At 66.4% G+C, this 17,579-nt stretch carries 16 protein-coding genes and 2 riboswitches; of the genes, 13 read left to right on the plus strand and 3 right to left on the minus strand.

Annotation, left to right across the window (positions count from 1 at the left end; translation table 11 throughout):
* Positions 1-112: 112 nt before the first annotated feature.
* Together FBY36_RS13120 and FBY36_RS13125 are read left to right on the plus strand one after the other, a co-directional pair.
* Complete coding sequence (locus tag FBY36_RS13120; protein ID WP_018762148.1) at positions 113-496, plus strand: cold-shock protein; 384 nt, start codon at positions 113-115, stop codon at positions 494-496.
* A 6-nt stretch (positions 497-502) separates the two neighbouring features.
* Entirely contained in the window at positions 503-1,105 is a 603-nt protein-coding gene (locus FBY36_RS13125; protein WP_235008822.1) for a DUF3027 domain-containing protein, read from the plus strand.
* A 60-nt stretch (positions 1,106-1,165) separates the two neighbouring features.
* Here the strand turns inward: FBY36_RS13125 and serC are convergent, their stop codons facing one another.
* Positions 1,166-2,296 carry a phosphoserine transaminase gene (gene serC / locus FBY36_RS13130; RefSeq protein ID WP_142120025.1) on the minus strand — a complete coding sequence of 377 codons (1,131 nt, stop codon included), beginning with the start codon at positions 2,294-2,296 and terminating at the stop codon, positions 1,166-1,168.
* A 295-nt stretch (positions 2,297-2,591) separates the two neighbouring features.
* Between serC and FBY36_RS13135 the strand changes: the two genes are divergently transcribed.
* From FBY36_RS13135 to FBY36_RS13175, 10 genes are all read left to right on the plus strand, one after another.
* Entirely contained in the window at positions 2,592-3,293 is a 702-nt protein-coding gene (locus FBY36_RS13135; protein WP_142120027.1) for a metal-dependent transcriptional regulator, read from the plus strand.
* A gap of 140 nt (positions 3,294-3,433) precedes the next feature.
* Positions 3,434-3,645: riboswitch (cyclic di-AMP (ydaO/yuaA leader) on the plus strand.
* 12 nt (positions 3,646-3,657) lie between these two features.
* Complete coding sequence (locus tag FBY36_RS13140; protein ID WP_142122628.1) at positions 3,658-4,479, plus strand: M23 family metallopeptidase; 822 nt, start codon at positions 3,658-3,660, stop codon at positions 4,477-4,479.
* A 128-nt stretch (positions 4,480-4,607) separates the two neighbouring features.
* A riboswitch (cyclic di-AMP (ydaO/yuaA leader) is annotated at positions 4,608-4,788 on the plus strand.
* A gap of 69 nt (positions 4,789-4,857) precedes the next feature.
* Complete coding sequence (locus FBY36_RS13145) at positions 4,858-5,544, plus strand: C40 family peptidase (protein WP_142122629.1); 687 nt, start codon at positions 4,858-4,860, stop codon at positions 5,542-5,544.
* 162 nt (positions 5,545-5,706) lie between these two features.
* A complete protein-coding gene (locus FBY36_RS13150) occupies positions 5,707-6,480 on the plus strand; it encodes an NlpC/P60 family protein (protein WP_142120029.1) in 774 nt (257 codons plus the stop codon).
* 267 nt (positions 6,481-6,747) lie between these two features.
* The gene (locus tag FBY36_RS13155; protein WP_142120031.1) at positions 6,748-7,248 is read left to right on the plus strand and encodes an HNH endonuclease; all 501 of its coding nucleotides are present in this window, start codon (positions 6,748-6,750) and stop codon (positions 7,246-7,248) included.
* Positions 7,249-7,363: 115 nt separating this feature from the next.
* The gene (gene mobA / locus FBY36_RS13160) at positions 7,364-8,149 is read left to right on the plus strand and encodes a molybdenum cofactor guanylyltransferase (RefSeq protein WP_235008823.1); all 786 of its coding nucleotides are present in this window, start codon (positions 7,364-7,366) and stop codon (positions 8,147-8,149) included.
* On the plus strand, positions 8,040-8,381 hold the full coding sequence (locus tag FBY36_RS20855) for a DUF6457 domain-containing protein (protein WP_235008951.1): 342 nt from the start codon (positions 8,040-8,042) through the stop codon (positions 8,379-8,381). Before mobA ends, FBY36_RS20855 begins: the two co-directional genes overlap by 110 nt.
* Complete coding sequence (locus FBY36_RS13165) at positions 8,378-9,901, plus strand: molybdopterin molybdotransferase MoeA (protein ID WP_442858244.1); 1,524 nt, start codon at positions 8,378-8,380, stop codon at positions 9,899-9,901. The genes FBY36_RS20855 and FBY36_RS13165 overlap by 4 nt, the downstream gene beginning before the upstream one ends.
* 50 nt (positions 9,902-9,951) lie before the next feature.
* Entirely contained in the window at positions 9,952-10,830 is an 879-nt protein-coding gene (fdhD, locus tag FBY36_RS13170) for a formate dehydrogenase accessory sulfurtransferase FdhD (protein WP_142120033.1), read from the plus strand.
* Between the two features lie 124 nt (positions 10,831-10,954).
* A complete protein-coding gene (locus FBY36_RS13175; protein WP_142120035.1) occupies positions 10,955-13,987 on the plus strand; it encodes an alpha-mannosidase in 3,033 nt (1,010 codons plus the stop codon).
* 213 nt (positions 13,988-14,200) lie between these two features.
* On the opposite strand, the gene FBY36_RS13180 is transcribed toward FBY36_RS13175, so the two are convergent.
* Together FBY36_RS13180 and FBY36_RS13185 are read right to left on the minus strand one after the other, a co-directional pair.
* Complete coding sequence (locus tag FBY36_RS13180) at positions 14,201-14,938, minus strand: hypothetical protein (protein ID WP_142120037.1); 738 nt, start codon at positions 14,936-14,938, stop codon at positions 14,201-14,203.
* Positions 14,935-15,666 carry a hypothetical protein gene (locus FBY36_RS13185; RefSeq protein ID WP_142120039.1) on the minus strand — a complete coding sequence of 244 codons (732 nt, stop codon included), beginning with the start codon at positions 15,664-15,666 and terminating at the stop codon, positions 14,935-14,937. The genes FBY36_RS13180 and FBY36_RS13185 overlap by 4 nt, the downstream gene beginning before the upstream one ends.
* 250 nt (positions 15,667-15,916) lie before the next feature.
* On the opposite strand from FBY36_RS13185, the gene FBY36_RS13190 reads away from it, so the two are divergent.
* The gene (locus FBY36_RS13190) at positions 15,917-17,578 is read left to right on the plus strand and encodes an ABC-F family ATP-binding cassette domain-containing protein (RefSeq protein ID WP_142120041.1); all 1,662 of its coding nucleotides are present in this window, start codon (positions 15,917-15,919) and stop codon (positions 17,576-17,578) included.
* The last annotated feature ends 1 nt before the right edge of the window (position 17,579 follow it).

Raw genomic sequence — 17,579 nt, forward strand, 5'->3', positions numbered from 1 at the left:
AGGATACAGACCAACACGGTTTGCGCTGGCCATACCCTGAACCCGCACGACAATGCGGACGCGGTGGCAGCGGGCCGTGTCTCATGACAGCAGAACGAAGAAGGTTGATTACGTGCCTACCGGCAAGGTCAAGTGGTATGACAAGGACAAGGGCTTTGGCTTCCTCGCAGGCGAAGACGGCCAGGAGGTCTTCCTGCCCAAGTCGTCACTGCCCGAGGGAGTGACGGAACTGAAGGCGGGCACCCGGGTGGAATTCGGGGTGGCGGACGGCCGCAAGGGCGCCCAGGCCCTGGGACTGCGGGTGCTGGACAAGACACCGTCCATCGCCAAGGCCAAGCGCCCAAGTGCGAAGGACCTCGCCCCGCTGGTGCAGGACCTCGTGACCGTCCTGGACAACCTGTCCGGCACCCTGTCCAAGGGCAAGTACCCGGACGGCAACAAGGGCAAGGCCATTGCTGCCGCCCTGCGCAAGGTCGCCGACGAGCTGGACGTTTAGGCGCCCATGGACCCCCAATCTGAACAGCCGGGCACGCCAGTGCAGGAGCAGGCTGCCAAGACTCCGCCCAAGCGCAAGGCAGGCGTGCCCGTGTGGCGTACGGGCAAGCCCGATGCTTTCCTGGCCGCGGCGGTGGACACTGCCCGGACCGCAGTGGAAGGCATCACCCCGGCCGGCACCATAGGGGCGCACCTGGCAGCCAAGAGCGAGGGCGACCGGTTGGTCACGCACCTGTTCGAGTCCCGGCTGCCCGGTTACGTGGGCTGGCAGTGGTACGCGGTGCTGACCCGCAACTCGCGCTCCAAGGCTGTCACGGTCAACGAGTTGGGCCTGCTGCCGTCCGAGGAGTCCATCCTGGCGCCGGAGTGGGTGCCGTGGGCCGAACGTGTCCGTCCCGAGGACGAGCAGCAGCAGGAGCCTGAGCAGCAGGAGCCCGAACAGCAGGAGCCAGGGCAGGAGACTCCGGAAGAGCTTCCGGCAGGGCAGCAGGAACCTGGCGGCCAAGGGCCTGACGACGACGGCGGCGGGCCTGGCGGCGTCGCGGAGCATGGCGATGTCGCGGAGCCTGGCGATGTCGCGGAGCCTGGCGACGAAGCAAGGACTTCCTGACCACAAACAAACGGCGCCGCCCGGGAAAACCCGGGCGGCGCCGTCGTGCATTAACTTTGGTTACTTGCGCAGCTGGCCCACCACGTAGTCGATGCTGGCCAGCAGCGCCGAGACGTCGCTGGGCTCGATGGCCACGAAGGTGGCGATGCGCAGCTGGTTGCGGCCCAGCTTCCGGTACGGCTCGGTGTCCACAATGCCGTTGGCGCGGAGGACCTTGGCCACGGTGGCAGCGTCAACCGACTCGTCGAAGTCGATCGTGGCGATGACGTTGGAGCGCTCCTCCGGATTGGTCACAAACGGGGTGGCGAACTCCGAGGCGTCGGCCCAGCTGTAGATACGGCCGGCGGAATCGGCGGTCCGCTTGGAGGCGAAGTCGAGGCCGCCGTTGGAGTTCAGCCACTGAACCTGGGCATCCAGGGTTACCAGCGTGGACAGCGACGGCGTGTTGTACGTCTGGTTCACGCGGGAGTTGTCGATGGCGGTCTGCAGGTCCAGGAAGTCCGGGATCCAGCGGCCGCCGGCCTTGATGGCGGCGGCACGTTCCAGCGCCGCGGGGGAGAACAGGCCCAGCCAGAGGCCGCCGTCGGAGGCAAAGTTCTTCTGGGGGGCAAAGTAGTAGACATCACTTTGGGCGACGTCCACGTCCAGCCCGCCGGCCGCGGACGTGGCGTCCACGAGGACCAGCGATTCCTCGTCCGCCCCGGGCACCCGCTGGACGGGGGCTGCAACACCTGTGGAGGTTTCGTTCTGCGGCCAGGCATAAACGTCCACGCCGGCCTCGGCCTGGGCTGCGGGCCGGGTTCCGGGCTCGGACTTGATGATGGAGGAGGCTTCGAGGAAGGGTGCCTTGTTGGTGGCGGCGGCAAACTTGGAACCGAACTCACCGAAGGACAGGTGCTGGGCCTTCTTCTCCACGAGGCCGAAGCTGGCAACGTCCCAGAAAGCGGTGGAGCCGCCCACGCCGAGGACCACCTCGTAGCCGTCCGGAGCCCGGAAGAACTGGCTCAGCCCTTCCCGGACCGACTTGACCAGGTTCTTGACCGGCGCCTGCCGGTGTGAGGTGCCAAGGATCGTCCTGGAAGCCGCTGCCAGCGCGTCGATCTGTTCCTGCCGGACCTTTGACGGACCGGCCCCGAACCGCCCGTCCTGGGGCAGGAGGTTGGCGGGGATCGTGATGCTGGTGTCGCTCACAGGTGCTCCAATTCGGCGGGGACGAAAGCTATGGTCCGGAAGGGCGGGCAGTGGTGGCCGGCAGGGCGCGCGGTGGCTGGGCTGCCGGCTACTCCCATTCTGCCTGAACCGCCGCCGGGGGCGGGAGCCGGGTACGTCATAGTCCGGACAGTGAGACGTGCCCGTCCCGCCCAGCCCTTGGGGCGCAGCTATTCGGACAAAGTCAAAATAGGCTAAGCTTTCCCCCGGACTATTTCGCGGGAAGAGGCGATACGGTGGGACAACGCAAGGTACTGCGCTCGAGGAGCTGAGCTGGATGACGGATCTGATCGACACTACGGAGATGTACCTCAGGACCATCCTGGAGCTTGAGGAAGAAAACATCGTTGCCCTCAGGGCCCGTATCGCCGAACGCCTGCGCCACTCGGGGCCCACCGTCTCCCAGACCATCGGCCGCATGGAGCGGGACGGGCTCGTCGTTGTCTCCGGTGACCGCCACCTGGAACTCACGGATACAGGCCGCAAGCGCGCCACGGAGGTCATGCGCAAGCACCGGCTGGCCGAACGCCTGCTGGCAGATGTCATCGGCCTGGACTGGGCCTACGTCCATGACGAAGCCTGCCGCTGGGAACACGTCATGAGCGAGCGGGTGGAGCGGCGCATCTACGAAATGCTGGGCCACCCCACCGAGTCGCCCTACGGCAATCCCATTCCCGGCCTTGCTGCGCTTGGAGGCCAGGCGGGCCGCGGCTTTGCCGACGGCGCCATCAGCCTGGTGGAAGCAATGAAGAACTACGGGCCCGCCTCGGGCGTGACCATCAGCCGTCTGGCGGAGCCAATCCAGGTGGAACCGGAACTGCTGGCCCAGTTGGATGAGGGCGGGATCCGGCCCGGTGCTGCGGTGACGCTGGAACGCGTGGGCGAGTACATTTCCGTCCGGGTCGCGGGGATCGAAGGGGCGCTGGAGCTGCCGCCCGAGGTTGCTGCCCACGTCTTCGTTGCCATCAACCAGGACTGATCGGGCACTTTCCATACCCCAGACAGGCACGTCCACGCAAAGGTAACGGAATTGTTACCTAGGGACTTAAGCCCCTATAGTGGAACCAAGCGTTGATACATAAGCGTTACCTGACCCGGAGCCGAGCTCTGCCAGCGGGCCAGGTGAACGAGTTCGTTACTGGCAGAGGCGGGGGAACCACAAGCGGCAGCGGGGGACTGCCTTGGGGTGAAGTCCGTCAGCAGCAAGCCTCTCCAGTGAAGGATTCTTCCGGGAATACCCCTGCGCAGAAGCTTGCCTACGGCGGACCGGGTCTTTGAACTCTCTGACCCGAATCCGACAGCTAACTCCGCAGGCTTCTTCCAGAGAGGAACCCTTCTTGACCATGCAGACCCCACGGGGCCGCCGACGCGCGGCCGGCCCCCCTTCGGCACCCCGGGCTGCCGAAGTCGTCGCAGCGGAGCGCCCCCGCGACCTGCATCGCGACGCGCGCCGCCGCCGGGGTCCCTTCCGGCAGATGACGGAGTTTGCCGCCGCCAGCGGCATCGGCCAAAAAGCCGGTATGGCCCTTGCCGCAACGGGCCTGGTGCTGACGGTTACGGTGCCCGCCACGAGTCCCGTCATGGCCACGGACGCCGCCGGCAGTACCCCCATGGCTGCTTCCGCCGTCAGCCCGCAGCCTCAGATTTCCGCTGATATCGGAGCCCAGGTCGACTTCAGCCGCTCCGCGGTGGTGACGCAGGCGGACCCGGACGGGAAGCTGAAGCAGCTCCTGAGCGCGCAGTCCGCCGGCTCCGTCACGCGTGCCGCTTCGGCCGGCACCCTGGCTGCACCCCTCGGGTCCCTCGCCACCGCTTCCCCCTTCGGTTACCGGGTCAGTCCCATCACCGGAGGTTCCGGAGACTTCCACAGGGGCCAGGACTTCGTGGCGCAGTGCGGCACCTCGGTCCTGGCGGCCGCAACAGGGACGGTCACCTTCGCGGGCTGGCACCCGTTCGGCGGCGGAAACCGGGTGGTCATCGACCATGGCAATGGGCTGGAAACCACCTACAACCACCTCTCGTCCTTCAGCGTCAAAGTCGGCCAGACCGTCTCCCGCGGGGATGTCGTGGCACTGAGCGGCACCACCGGCGCGTCCACCGGCTGCCACCTGCACTTCGAGGTCCAGGTCAATGGCGAAGTGGTCGATCCAATGGGCTGGCTGTAACCGAATGATTGCTCACTCTCAGATCGTCGTGACTCGTCGTGACCTGAATGTGACATTGAAACAAAACTGCTGTACCGTCTAACTCGCGTCAACTTTTCCGAAGTTGACGCTCTTGAGTGGATTGCCTAACTCTGCCACCGCTCAAGGTCCGTTCGCATTTCATCGTCTGGCAGGGGCGGGGGAACCAATTTTGGCCTTCATTTCCAGAAGGCCTTGGGGTTAAGACACAAAGCTTCCCAGGAAGCAGCGTGGCCGGGTGACTCCCATCCGAATCCGACAGCTCACCTCGCAGGCATTGGGAGAGGCTACTTCGTGTCTTCACGCCATCATTCTGCGCGCCACCGTGCGCAAACGGTTCGCACCAACCCGCTGGACGCCATGTCCAAGGCTGTCACTGCAAATGCCGGGACCGTAGGCCGCCAGGCTGCCGTTGTGGCAGCGGCTTCGGGCCTCATCCTGAGCATGGGCCTGCCCGCCACGGCAGCTGACACCACTGCCGGTGTCTCTGCCTCCACCGAGTCCGGTTCGGCCCAGACGGCACTCGCCGTCACCGCTGCCCCCACGGCCACGGTGTCCTTCGAGCGTCCGGTCGTCAAGACCACCGCCGCTCCCAAGGTTGAAGCGCTACGTACCCAGTCCACGGCAGCAGCCAACCGCGCGGCCAACACCGCCACTGCAGGCCAGGAGGCGTCCCCGGCCGCAAAGGCGGAAGAGTCCGTATCCGCTGCGGCAACCTCGGGCATTGCCGCTATCGCCTACACCGGCATCGGCCACTCCTACGTGTGGGGCGGCACCAGCCCCGTCACCGGCTGGGACTGCTCCGGTTTCGTGCAGTGGGTTTACGCCCAGGCCGGAATCAGCATCCCCCGCACCAACGCGTGGAGCATCATGACCCCCACCTCCGCACCGCAGCCGGGTGACCTGGTTGTCCAGAACGGTGGCGCGCACGTCGGCATCTACGTCGGTAACGGCATGATGATCAGCGCCCTCAACCCCTCGCAGGGCACGCTGCTCCACTCGCCCGCGGCCACCGGTTCCTCCACGTACTACCACTACAGCAAATAGTTCTTGGGCTTCACGCTCCAGGGGCTTTTTCTTTGCCCAAAGCTTCTTCGCTAAAAACCACATCCCCGTTCGGGACGCGCCGGCGTACCCCCAAGATGCCGGCGCGTCCAACACCCTTCGCCTGCCCACCTGCGGTTCGAGGGAAAACGAAAGAGAGAACTGATGACGACTCGTGCCACCGCACGGCATCGCGCCGAGGTCACCAAAACCAACTCAATCGCTGTCATTGCCAAGGCTGTCAGCGACAACGCAGGCGGCATGGGCCGCCAGGCTGCGGTCATCGCTGCCGCTTCCGGCCTGGTCCTGACCTCCGGCATCGCTGCCAACGCTGCCGACGCCAACGTCAAGCGTGATTCCGCGCCGGCCTCCGCGCTGGAAGTTGGATCCGCCGTTGACGCCCCGATTTCCGCGGCTTCCACCATCTCCATCAGCTACGAGAAGCCTGCCGTGACCACCACGCCGGCTCCCGTCGTCGAGCCTGAGCCCGAGGTCGAGGTGCAGGAAGCCGCTCCCGCTCCTGCCGCGCAGCCCGCTGCTGCCCCCAAAGTCACGGCCAAGGTTGCCACCGCCGCCGCTCCTGCCGCTCCCGCAGCCCAGGCATCCGCCAGTGGTAAGGGTGCCGCCATCCTCTCCGCCGCGTACGCACAGCTCGGCGTGATGCAGGACTGCACCATGCTGGTCACCAACTCGCTGGCCGCCGTCGGAATCCACTTCCACGACTGGCCCGCCGGCTACCTGTCCCTGGGCCGCACCGTCAGTGCAGCCGAGGCGCAGCCGGGCGACCTGATTTACTACGCTGACGGCGGCGCGGGCATGGCCCACATTGCTGTCTACGCCGGAAACGGCATGGCCGTCCACGGCGGCTACAACGGAAACCAGACGGTGGTCTTCAGCGCAAACGTTGGGTCCGGCCCCGTCTTCATCCGCGTCAACTAGGCATTCCGGCGCTGGCGTGAACGGCCGCCAGCCTCAAAATGTCCCAAAGACCCCCGCCCATGAGGTGGGGGTCTTTGGTGTTTAAGTGGGGTGCCGCCGCCGGGGCGGACGCCTCCTGACGTGTCAGCCGCTGGTTGGCTCCCGGGCGGAGATTACCTGATTCTGCATTTCTTTGTTTACTCTTGTGATGTCGATCCATAGCCCGGACATGCCGAGGGCAGCCGGCCCTCGTGCCCCTGACGGGTGCGGCCGTGAAGAGGTAAGTGCATGCGCACTCTCGTTCTGAATGCTGGATATGAACCGCTGGCGGTTATTACTTTCCGCCGGGCGCTGGTGCTTGTGCTGACAGGCAAGGCCAGTGTGGTGGCCGAAGGGGACGACCCCGTGGTGGGCCCCACCGACGTCCTGGGGCGCCCGTCCGTGATCCTCCTCAACCGCTACATCCGACCCCGGTACAACCATTCCACTGCCGTCAGCCGCAGGGGAGTGCTCCGGCGCGATGGGCATAAATGCGCCTACTGCGGGAAGGCTGCGCACACCATTGACCACGTGCATCCGAAATCCAGGGGCGGGGCAGATTCGTGGGAGAACCTGGTGGCCGCCTGCCTGAGGTGCAACAACGTCAAAGGAGACCACACTCCCGCCGAGATGGGATGGACCCTGCGGTTCGTGCCGGCACCTCCGCATGGAACCATCTGGCAGATCAAGGAGCTGGAGAAACCCACACCGGCGTGGGATCCCTTCCTGCTTCCGGAACGCGCTGCCTGACCCGCTGCTCCGGCAGCGACCTGTCTGCGGCGTGACTTGTCGTTTCGCCCTGACCTCTCAGGCCGCCCTGATCCCACGTGCTGCCGGCCGGCACGCGGGTAGTTAGGCTGGGGGAGTGGAAGTGAAGAGCCCTGCCTTTGACGCCCTGGTCCTGGCCGGCGGGAGGTCATCACGGCTGGGAGGCATGCCCAAGCAGTCGCTGGTCTTCCAGGGCCAAACCCTCCTGGAACGGGCTGTGGCTGCTGCCGCGGGGCCCGGGCTTACTGTCGTCGTGGGCGACGCGGAGTTCCTGCCGCAGCGGCCATCGGCCGCGCAACCCCTGCCGGCCTTGCCTGCCAATCTTCTGACCTGCCGGGAGGAACCCCGCTTCGCCGGTCCCGCGGCTGCCATCGCCGCCGGTCTGGAGGCGCTGGCGGCCCACCACGCCCGGACGGGCGACGGCGGCGGGCTGCCCTACACCCTGGTGCTGGCCTGCGATATGCCGTTGGCATCCCAAGCGGTGGCCGTGCTGCAGGACGCATTGGGCGCCTCCATCGAAACGGCGTCCGGAGGTGTCATGGCCTGTGCCGAAGACGGCAGGGCCCAGCCGCTGGCAGGTTTTTACCGCACGTCTGAGTTAACTAAAGCCTGTAAGACCCTTGCGGCCCGCGACGCGTTGGTCAACGGCTCTGTCAGGGCGCTCCTTGCTAGTCTGGACGTGCAGCTTGTCACAGTCCCTGCCGGGTCCACCGCCGACGTGGATACCTGGGATGACGTTGCCGCGCTGGGGATTGCCGCCGGGAACCAGCGTGATGGCCAGGACCGGCATTCGGGCGAGCAAACGTGGGAGGCAATTCGTGAAGAGCCAGGACGAAACGCTGGAAGAGTGGTGCAGGGCCCTTCTCCAGGCGTACAAGCTTGAGGATGTCCAGGTGGATGTCAACGCGGTGCTGGCGCTTGCCGGTGTTGCCGCCCATGCTGTAGTCCGTCCGGCTGCCCCGCTCACCACTTTTATCGCCGGATTCGCAGCAGGCCTGGCTGCCGCTCCCGGCAGGGAAATGGATGCCGAAGCAATGGACGCGGCATTGGCCGTTGCCCGCACGCTGGCAAAGGACTACGAGGCTGAGGCCGCCGCCGGGACTCCCGGCGAATGACTGCAGAACCCCAGGGCGATCCTGATGCGCCACCTGGCAGTGACATGGATATCCCGGCCGGCAAAACCGAACCGGCAGCGACTGAACCCGGTACCGCTGAAGCCGGTATGACTGAACCCGGTACCGCTGAACCAGGCACCGGAGGATCCGGGGCTCCGGATGTCCGGTCGGCTGAAGAAGGACATGCGGACCATCACCATCTGGCCCATACCTGGGAAGAAGCACGGCGGGCTGCGTTCGATGCCGCAACACCGATTCCCCCGGGGCCGGTGCCCCTGCGGATCGCCTTGGGCCGCAAACTCGACCGCGACATCGTTGCCCTCCAGGACATGCCCCACTACGCCTCATCAGCCATGGACGGCTGGGTGGTCAACGGAAGCGGCCCCTGGATACCGGTGGAGCCCGGCACCCGGCTGGCGCCGCACCAGGCCAGCCCCATCGCCACGGGCGGGCTGATCCCCGCCGGCGGCAAGGCGGTTCTTCGCACCGAGAACGCGGTCCTTGGCCAGGATGATGAAGGACTTCCTGTCCTGATGACCGGAGGCAAGGCCCGGCCCGGCGAACCCCGCGCCGGGGAGCATATCAGGAAGGCCGGGGAGGAAGCCCTGGAGGGGGACGTCCTGGTCAAAGCGGGGGTGGAGCTGAATCCGGCCCACCTGGCACTGGCCGCCTTGGCCGGCTACGACGAACTGCAGGTCCAGGGCAAGCCCGTGGTGCGCCTGGTGTTGACCGGGTCCGAGGTGGTGGAACACGGTACGCCGGCTCCCGGCCAGGTGCGCGACACCTTCGGTCCGCAAATGCCGGACGTCGTTTCAACGCTGGGGGGCATCCCCGGCGGGCAGCAGCGGATCGGCGACTCGTACGACGAATGGCTGGCGGCGCTTGAGGACGTGCTGCCGGAGGTGCCGGGCGCGCCGGACCTGCCGGCCGACGTCGTCATTACGACCGGGGGCACCGGGCGCTCGGGAACGGATCATCTCCGGCGGGCGGTGGCCGAACTCGGCGGCCGCCTCATTATCGATGGCGTGGCCATGCGGCCGGGCCACCCCGCGGTCCTCGCCGAACTGCCGGACGGACGCTTTGTCCTGGGGCTGCCGGGCAACCCGTTGGCGGCAATGATGGCGCTCTCCACCGTGGGTGCACCGCTGCTGGCAGCGCTGGGGCACCGCGCCATGCCGGCGGTGGAGGAGGTGCCCTGCGGGACGATGATCGAGCCGGATCCCGGCCGTACCCGCCTGATGCCGTTCCGGTTGCTGTATGGCATGGCGTCCCCGGCACAACATACGGGCCCGGGGATGATGCGGGGACTGGCCGCTGCCGACGGTGTGCTGGTAGTGCCCCCGCATGGCGTGCAGCTTGGGGAGCCGGTGCCGGCATTCGCCCTGCCGTGGGGGCCGCCCATACCCCGCGTCCAGGAGGGCCGGGTTAAAACCAAACCGCGCAGCAACGCACGTGGCGCCCAGCCCAAGGGCAAACCGGCAGCGAGTGGACCCGTGGACTGGAGCGCGCTCTTGGGCTGAGGCGGGTGCTGTTGGTGCCATGATGGAGTAATGAACAGGCAGGGTGGAACATGGGACGAGTAACCCAGCGCCGCAAAGTGCACAAGTATGTTTTGGACGGTTCGCCGAAGGCCCTGGAATACCCGGTCCGGCATCGCGAGGACGTCCTCGCCGTCGAGGAGCCGCTGGAAATCCGGCTGGGCAGCCTTTCCTATTCGGTCACCATGCGGACTCCGGGGGACGACTTTGACCTGGTGGCCGGGTTCCTGGTCTCCGAGGGCGTCATCTGGGCTCCCGAGCAGCTGGTCTCGCTCCGCTTTTGTGCCGGCGAGGACGAGAACGGCGTCCAGACATTCAACGTAGTGGAAGCCCAGCTGCGGCCGGACGTCCCGCTTCCCGACACAGGCCGCAAGGTCTACACATCCAGCTCCTGCGGCATCTGTGGAACCGACTCCATCGAGGCCGTGCAGAAGTCCTCCCACTTCAGCCCGCGGGCGGACCCGTTGACCGTGGATGCCAAAGTCCTGGCCGCCCTCCCGGGGCTGTTGCGGAAGTCCCAGCGCGTCTTCGAGGACACCGGCGGCGTGCATGCGGCTGGCCTGTTCAGGATTGGGGACGACGGCGACCCGCAGCTCCTGTGCCTGCGCGAGGATGTTGGACGGCACAACGCCGTGGACAAAGTGGTGGGTTGGGCACTGCGCGAGGGCCTGCTGCCGCTGACCGGCACAGTCCTTCAGGTATCCGGCAGGGCATCCTTTGAACTGGTCCAGAAAGCGTCCCTTGCGGGAATTCCCGTCCTGGCCGCTGTCAGTGCCCCCTCCAGCCTTGCGGTGGAGCTGGCGGAGGCGAACGGGCTGACTTTGGCGGGTTTCAGCCGGGAAACCAGTTTCAATGTCTACGCCGGGGACGCGCGAATCCTGCGCCCCGCGCCCGCCGTGCCCATTGCCTAGGCCGTCTCTGCCGGGATGGCCAGTGCCTGCCCTGGAAGGGGGGTTGGTTGAGGTGCTCCCAGCGGGTAGATTTGTCCATCGAATGGACGCGATGATCCAGCCACGAGCCTAAAGAGGATTCATATTGCATGACGACCGCAGGATCACGGAAGTCCGCATGGCCAGGTTTGTGCGCGAGCGCATCGCCCCTGCCGTGTACAGCCGGACAGTTCCGCTTGCCCTGAGCAGCTGGGAAGTCCCCGGCGAACCGGTTCCCGCGCTCGAAGCAATGCGGCAGGAGTTCCAGCCGCAGGAGCACGGCGCCGCGTGGGGCCGGCCCTGGGGCACCACGTGGCTGCGGCTGCAAGGGGAGGTACCGGACTCCTGGGGCGGCGGGCCGGACACCACCGTTGAGGTGGTGGTGGATCTTGGGTTCACCACCGAAGCGCCCGGGTTCCAGTGCGAGGGCATTGCCTGGCGGCCGGATGGGACCATTATCAAGGCCATCTCACCCCGTAACCAGTACATTCCGCTGAAGCTGCTGGGCGGCGGCATGGCGGTGGACTTCTACGTGGAGGCGGCAGCGAACCCGGACATGGCGCAGGGCTGGACCTTCGCCGCCACCCCGCTGGGCGACAGGGCGACGGCCGGGGAAGCGCCGCAGTACCGGCTGGGGAACATCGCCATCGCTGAACTTAACCAGTGTGTCTGGGAACTCCAGCAGGACGTGTGGACGTTGGCCGGCCTGATGGAGCAGCTCCCGCTGGAGCTTCCCCGCCGGCATGAGATCCTCCGGGCCCTAGAACGCATGATGGATGTGATGGACCCGGACGACGTTGCCGGCACCGCCGCGGCAGGGCGGGAAGCTCTCGCCGAGGTCCTGGCCCGGCCCGCGTACGCGTCCGCGCACCAACTGGTGGCCACGGGGCATGCGCACATCGACTCGGCGTGGCTCTGGCCGGTCCGCGAGACCATGCGCAAATGCGCCCGGACGTTCTCCAATGTGGTGGCACTGATGGATGAAGACCCCAATTTCGTCTTCTCGTGCTCCTCAGCCCAGCAGCTGGCGTGGATTAAGGAGTTGTATCCGGAGCTGTTCAGCAGGATCCGGGAAAAGGTGCGGGCGGGCCAGTTCGTCCCCGTCGGCGGCATGTGGGTGGAATCGGATACCAACATGCCCGGCGGCGAAGCCATGGCGCGTCAGTTCGTGGAGGGCAAGGGCTTTTTCCTGGCGGAATTCGGCATTGAATGCAGGGAGGCGTGGCTGCCGGACTCCTTCGGATACAGTGCGGCACTGCCGCAGATCGTGAAAGCCGCGGGCAGCCGGTGGTTCCTCACCCAGAAGATCTCCTGGAACCAGACAAACAGGATGCCGCACCACACCTTCAACTGGGAAGGGATCGATGGCACCCGGCTGTTCACCCATTTTCCCCCGGTGGACACCTACAACTCGGACCTGAGCGGCAGGGACCTGGCCCACGCCGAGCGGAACTACCGGGACCACGGCCGGGGGAACGTGTCACTGGTGCCGTTCGGTTATGGCGACGGCGGAGGCGGACCCACCCGTGAAATGCTTGCGGCGGCTGCCCGGACCGCTGACCTGGAGGGATCACCCAAAGTCAGGATCGGCTCCGCGGAGAGTTTCTTCCGGCAGGCCGAGGACGACTACCCGGCCCTGCCCGTGTGGGTGGGTGAGATGTACCTGGAGCTGCACCGGGGCACCTACACCAGCCAGGCCAGGACCAAGAAAGGCAACCGGCGCAGCGAGCACCTGCTGCGTGAAGCGGAGTTGTGGTGCTCCACGGCTGCGGTCCGTGCGGGCGGCGCTTTCGATTATCCGGAGGCAGAGCTTAAGCGCCTCTGGCAACTGGTGCTGCTGCAGCAGTTCCACGACATCCTTCCCGGCAGCTCCATCGCCTGGGTCCACCAGGACGCCGAGCGGAACTACCAGGCCATCGAAACCGCACTCGAAGCGATCATCAGCCAAGCTGCTGCGGCCATGCTGGGCCCGGGTGACCGGCAGTTCGTCCTCAACGCGGCACCGCATGAGCGGAACGGGGTGCCTGCACTGGCTGCAGGTGAAGCCTTGGCGGTCCGGGACCCGGTGCAGGCCACAGCCCACAACGGCGGCTACATCCTGGACAACGGAGTAATCCGGGCCGTGGTGGACGCCGACGGGCTCCTTGCTTCCCTGCGCGACCATGCCAGCGGCCGCGAGGCCATCGCGCCCGGCCAGCGTGGCAACCTGCTGGAGCTTCACCGCGACACCCCCAACGAGTGGGATGCCTGGGACATTGACGAGTTCTACCGGCGCAACGTCACACCGCTGGTCCACGCGGAGTCAGTCCGGCTGTCCGGTGAGGGCGGCAGTGCCGTGGTGGTGGTGGAACGGCTGGCAGGCAACTCCCCGCTGATCCAGCGAATCACGCTGGCCCCCGGCAGCCCGTCGTTGGAAATCACCACTTCCGTGGACTGGCAGGAGCGCGAAAAGCTTCTGAAACTCGGGTTTTCCCTCGATGTGCGGGCAGACCGTTCCGCCGCTGAAACCCAGTTTGGCCACGTCTTCCGGCCCACCCACACCAACACCTCGTGGGAAGCCGCGAAGTTCGAAATCTGTGCCCATCGGTGGATCCACGTAGGTGAACCCGGGTACGGCGTGGCGGTGGCAAACGCATCCACCTACGGCCATGACGTGGGCAGGACCATCCGGGAATCCGACGGCGGGACCACCACCACCGTGCGCCTGTCCCTGCTGCGGGCGCCGAAGTTCCCCGACCCCGATGCCGACCGCGGCCACCACGAGCTGACAGTCACCATCCGGCCGGGTGCTGACATTGCCGCCGCCGTCCAGGAAGGGTACCGAACCAACCTGGCGCCGCGGCTGGCCGGGGGTGGCTCCGCGGTGGAGCCGCTCTTCTCCGTCAACAACCCCGCCCTTGTCATTGAAGCCGTGAAGCTCGCCCAGGACGGATCGGGCGATGTGGTGGTCCGGCTTTATGAGTCGCTGGGCGAACGGTCCGCCGGAACCCTCACAGCCAACTTCCCAATGAAGGGCGCGGTGCCGACGGATCTCCTGGAGCGTCCCACCGACGCGCCCGGAATTGTTCCTGCGGACAACGGCGCCCAGCTCACGCTCCGGCCGTTCCAGCTGGTGACGATGAGGTTTACCCGGAAATAGTCTGGGGCCGGGGCAGCGGTTAGAGGCCTTAAATAGGCTGAGTGGGGGCGGTCCCCAACGATCCGCCACCACTCATCCCCCCAATGTGTGCAAAGGCCCCCGGGGCGGCCAGCGCCTTGAATTTATCCCCGTTCGAAAACGCTCGGGCGGCCCCGCCTTCACACATTCATGATTGTTTCACATTCTAATGATTTTGTGAAAGTCGGCGGAAGGTTACATTTCGGTAGATGTCCTGCGGTGTTGTGCGGTCCGGACATTGACGATCCTTGCCACCCAGATCAAGGCCAGCCCAACGACGAAGCACAGCACGGCCGTGTAGTTGATGAGGAACTCTATCTGGCCCAGGGCGGGTGGGATAAGGGGGAAGGACAGGCTCAGTCCCGTGGCTACGGCGCCGAGCCCCAGCAGCCCGGCGGCAACCCGGATCAGGACCGGCAGCCGGCTGGCGACGGCCCGTACCATGGCCGGCAGCAGGGCCAGCGTGATGTAGGCAGGGTAAGCCCGGCCGGCGGCCCCGTAATACTCGAGCAAGGCAGAGTTCCAGGGGTCAGTAGGCACCACCCCTGTGAGGCCGGCCGATGACCCGCTGGTGCCCATCATGAAGAACAGTGCCACCATGACAACAGAGATGACCACGAGGACCGAAACCCCGGTGCGCCCGGTGATGAGCCTGTACGCATCTTTTGCGCCGAAGCCCCTGGAAATCCGGATGCCCATGAAGAAGATGGCGCCAAAGATGACGAAGCGCAGCAGCAGGTTGGCCAGGTTGATCCCGCCCAACGCCTGGTCGATGACGATGTAGGGCTCCTGGATGCTTAGCAGGATGGCCAGCGTCATCAACGCGAAAATGCCAAAGAGGGAGCGGTTCTCACCCCGGAGGGTGCTGGGGATGCGGGCCGCCGCAATAAGGGCACATATCGCCAGCGTGGTCCACTGCAGTGTCGCGATCATCCGAGGTTCTCCCAAATTTTTTCTGTCTGCGCTTGGTCCTGCTCCTGGCGGCGCAGCACTTTGCCCATCGCCTGAAGCCGGTCTCCAGCAAGGGCTGTAAGTTCGCCATCCGAGAGGCTGTCCAGCGCCGCCTGCCGGGCACCGGGAGGCCAACCGGCCTCCTCCTCCGTAATGATTCCGGTGGCCACCAGCCCGCCTGCCGGCCCCACTCCGGCTGCCAGCGCGGTGGCGACGGCGAGCTCGGGGGACAGCCGGTTGGCGGTCAATTGGGCGGAATAATTTTGCGGTGCCACTCCTGTGGAGGCCGAAACGCGGTGCCGCACCTCGCCGTCGTCTATGGCATCCACCCAGTTCTTCACGGAGGTGGCGTGCGGGGCATGACTGAGGGCCGGAGCGGCTGCTCCCAAAGCCGCGTCCATGGCCGGACGGGCCAGCAGCGCCCGGAGAAGGTCCGGGGTGGAAACCTGGCTGACCAGCTCGCTTCTGGTGGGTGGGCGCTGCGGCCCCGCCAAGGCGGTGTAGGCGTCAAATCCGGCCAGTGCGGCGACGGGGTTGATCTTGTACGCGCGGCTGATGCTGACCACTGTGCTCACGGAAACCTTGCCCCGGACCAGCTGCTGCGCCAGCGTGGTCCGCTTGATTCCGGAGACCCTGCAGACGTCTGCAGTGCTGGCATCGGGCGCGATGCCTTGCAGCCAGCGCTGGAACGCCTTGGCGGAAAGGGTCATGGAGGGCTCTCTGCAGAACGGGTGGTGCGCACGATTTTACCGTGCCGCCGGCCCCGTGCCGTGACGGACGATTTTGCCCATTGAGTCGGTTCGTCTATAGTTGATGGTCGAGCCCGCTGGTCCGTACACCCCCCAAGTCCGGACCAGCGGGTTCTTCTATGTCCTGCAGCCCCAGCGGCGCCGCGGCCCGGTTTACGCCGCATCTGCCGGCCGCCGACGGCTGTCCGGGCAGCGGCGAAAGGACGAATCGATGACTGCAACCCTTGTTGCCAAAGACATCTCAGGTGGCCATGGCCACCGTGTGCTCTTTTCCGGGCTCTCGCTGACGGTGGCACCCGGCGACGTGGTGGGCGTCGTGGGAGCCAACGGCGCCGGGAAATCAACGCTGTTGCGCCTCCTCTCCGGCGTCGACCAGCCGCAGCAGGGCACGGTGAGCCTTGCCCCGTCCGACGCCTTCGTTGGCTGGCTGCCACAGGAGCACGAGCGGGTTGCCGGCGAAACAGTGGCGGCCTACATTGCCCGCCGGACCGGCTGCACGGAAGCCACCCTGGAGATGGAGTCCACGGCGGAAGCGCTGGGTTCCGGCGCACCGGGAGCTGACGATGCCTACGCCCGTGCCTTCGACCGGTGGATGGCCTCCGGCGCCGCCGACCTGGATGACCGCATCCCGGCCGTGCTTGCAAACCTGGGGCTGGACGCCGGCTCCGAAGCGCTGATGACGGGACTTTCCGGCGGCCAGGCCGCCCGGGTGGCCCTGGCTGCCCTCCTGCTGAGCCGCTTCGACGTGGTGTTGCTGGACGAGCCCACCAACGATCTTGACCTTGCGGGCCTGGCCATGCTGGAGGGCTTTGTGAACGGGCTGCGCGGCGGAGTGGTGCTGGTCAGCCACGACCGCGAATTCCTGGCCCGCTGCGTGACCCGGGTGGTTGAGCTGGATCTGGCCCAGAACAGTGTGGCCGTTTACGACGGCGGCTACGACGCCTTCCTCGAGGAACGCGCAGTGGCGCGGCGGCACGCACGCGAAAAGTACGAGGATTTCGCCGCCACCAAGTCGGACCTGGTGTCCCGCGCACGGACCCAGCGTGAGTGGAGCTCACAGGGTGTCCGGAACGCCATGAAGAAGAACCCCGACAATGACAAAATCCGGCGCGCGGCCAGCACCGAGTCCTCCGAAAAGCAGGCGCAGAAGGTCCGGCAGATGGAGTCCCGGATCGCCAGGCTGGATGTCGTGGAGGAGCCCCGGAAGGAATGGCAGCTCCAATTCAGCATCGGCCAGGCACCACGCTCCAGCGCCGTCGTCGCCACCCTGCGCAACGCCGTGGCACGCCAGGGTGAGTTCACGCTGGGACCTGTCAACCTCCAGCTCAACGGCGGCGAACGCGTAGGCATTACGGGCCCGAACGGAGCTGGCAAGTCCACCCTGCTGCGGCTGCTGCTGGGCACCCAGGCGCCGGACGACGGCGATGCCTCCATGGGTGCCAACGTGGCCGTAGGCGAGATAGACCAGGCCCGCGGGCTGCTCGACGGTGCCCTGCCGTTGGGCGACGCGGTCGAAGCAGTTTTGGCGGATTGGAACAGCGCCGATGTCCGCACCCTCCTGGCCAAATTCGGCCTTAAGGCGGACCACACGTCGCGGACCGTGGATTCGCTGTCGCCGGGGGAGCGGACGCGGACAGCCCTGGCGCTGCTCCAGGCGCGCGGCGTGAACCTGCTGGTGCTGGACGAACCCACCAACCACCTCGACCTGCCGGCCATTGAGCAGCTCGAAGAGGCCCTGGAAAGCTACGACGGAGCGCTGCTGCTGGTCACCCACGACCGCCGGCTGCTCGAAAATGTCCGACTCGACTACCGGTGGCATCTGGAAAACGGCACGGTCCAGGAGCTCCACCACACTGCAAGCCAGGAGAAATAAC

The organism is Arthrobacter sp. SLBN-122 (assembly GCF_006715165.1).
Classification (GTDB): Bacteria; Actinomycetota; Actinomycetes; order Actinomycetales; family Micrococcaceae; genus Arthrobacter.

What these genes read in the sequence shown, in the direction of transcription:
- fdhD (WP_142120033.1), top strand. Translation starts at nt 9,952, where the DNA reads ATGGGACGAGTAACCCAGCGCCGCAAAGTGCACAAGTATGTTTTGGAC.
- FBY36_RS13135 (WP_142120027.1), top strand. Translation starts at nt 2,592, where the DNA reads ATGACGGATCTGATCGACACTACGGAGATGTACCTCAGGACCATCCTG.
- FBY36_RS13125 (WP_235008822.1), top strand. Translation starts at nt 503, where the DNA reads ATGGACCCCCAATCTGAACAGCCGGGCACGCCAGTGCAGGAGCAGGCT.
- FBY36_RS13155 (WP_142120031.1), top strand. Translation starts at nt 6,748, where the DNA reads ATGCGCACTCTCGTTCTGAATGCTGGATATGAACCGCTGGCGGTTATT.
- FBY36_RS13180 (WP_142120037.1), bottom strand. Translation starts at nt 14,938, where the DNA reads ATGATCGCGACACTGCAGTGGACCACGCTGGCGATATGTGCCCTTATT.
- FBY36_RS13145 (WP_142122629.1), top strand. Translation starts at nt 4,858, where the DNA reads ATGTCCAAGGCTGTCACTGCAAATGCCGGGACCGTAGGCCGCCAGGCT.
- FBY36_RS13190 (WP_142120041.1), top strand. Translation starts at nt 15,917, where the DNA reads ATGACTGCAACCCTTGTTGCCAAAGACATCTCAGGTGGCCATGGCCAC.
- FBY36_RS13140 (WP_142122628.1), top strand. Translation starts at nt 3,658, where the DNA reads ATGCAGACCCCACGGGGCCGCCGACGCGCGGCCGGCCCCCCTTCGGCA.
- FBY36_RS13150 (WP_142120029.1), top strand. Translation starts at nt 5,707, where the DNA reads ATGACGACTCGTGCCACCGCACGGCATCGCGCCGAGGTCACCAAAACC.
- FBY36_RS13185 (WP_142120039.1), bottom strand. Translation starts at nt 15,666, where the DNA reads ATGACCCTTTCCGCCAAGGCGTTCCAGCGCTGGCTGCAAGGCATCGCG.
- FBY36_RS20855 (WP_235008951.1), top strand. Translation starts at nt 8,040, where the DNA reads ATGGCCAGGACCGGCATTCGGGCGAGCAAACGTGGGAGGCAATTCGTG.
- FBY36_RS13165 (WP_442858244.1), top strand. Translation starts at nt 8,378, where the DNA reads ATGACTGCAGAACCCCAGGGCGATCCTGATGCGCCACCTGGCAGTGAC.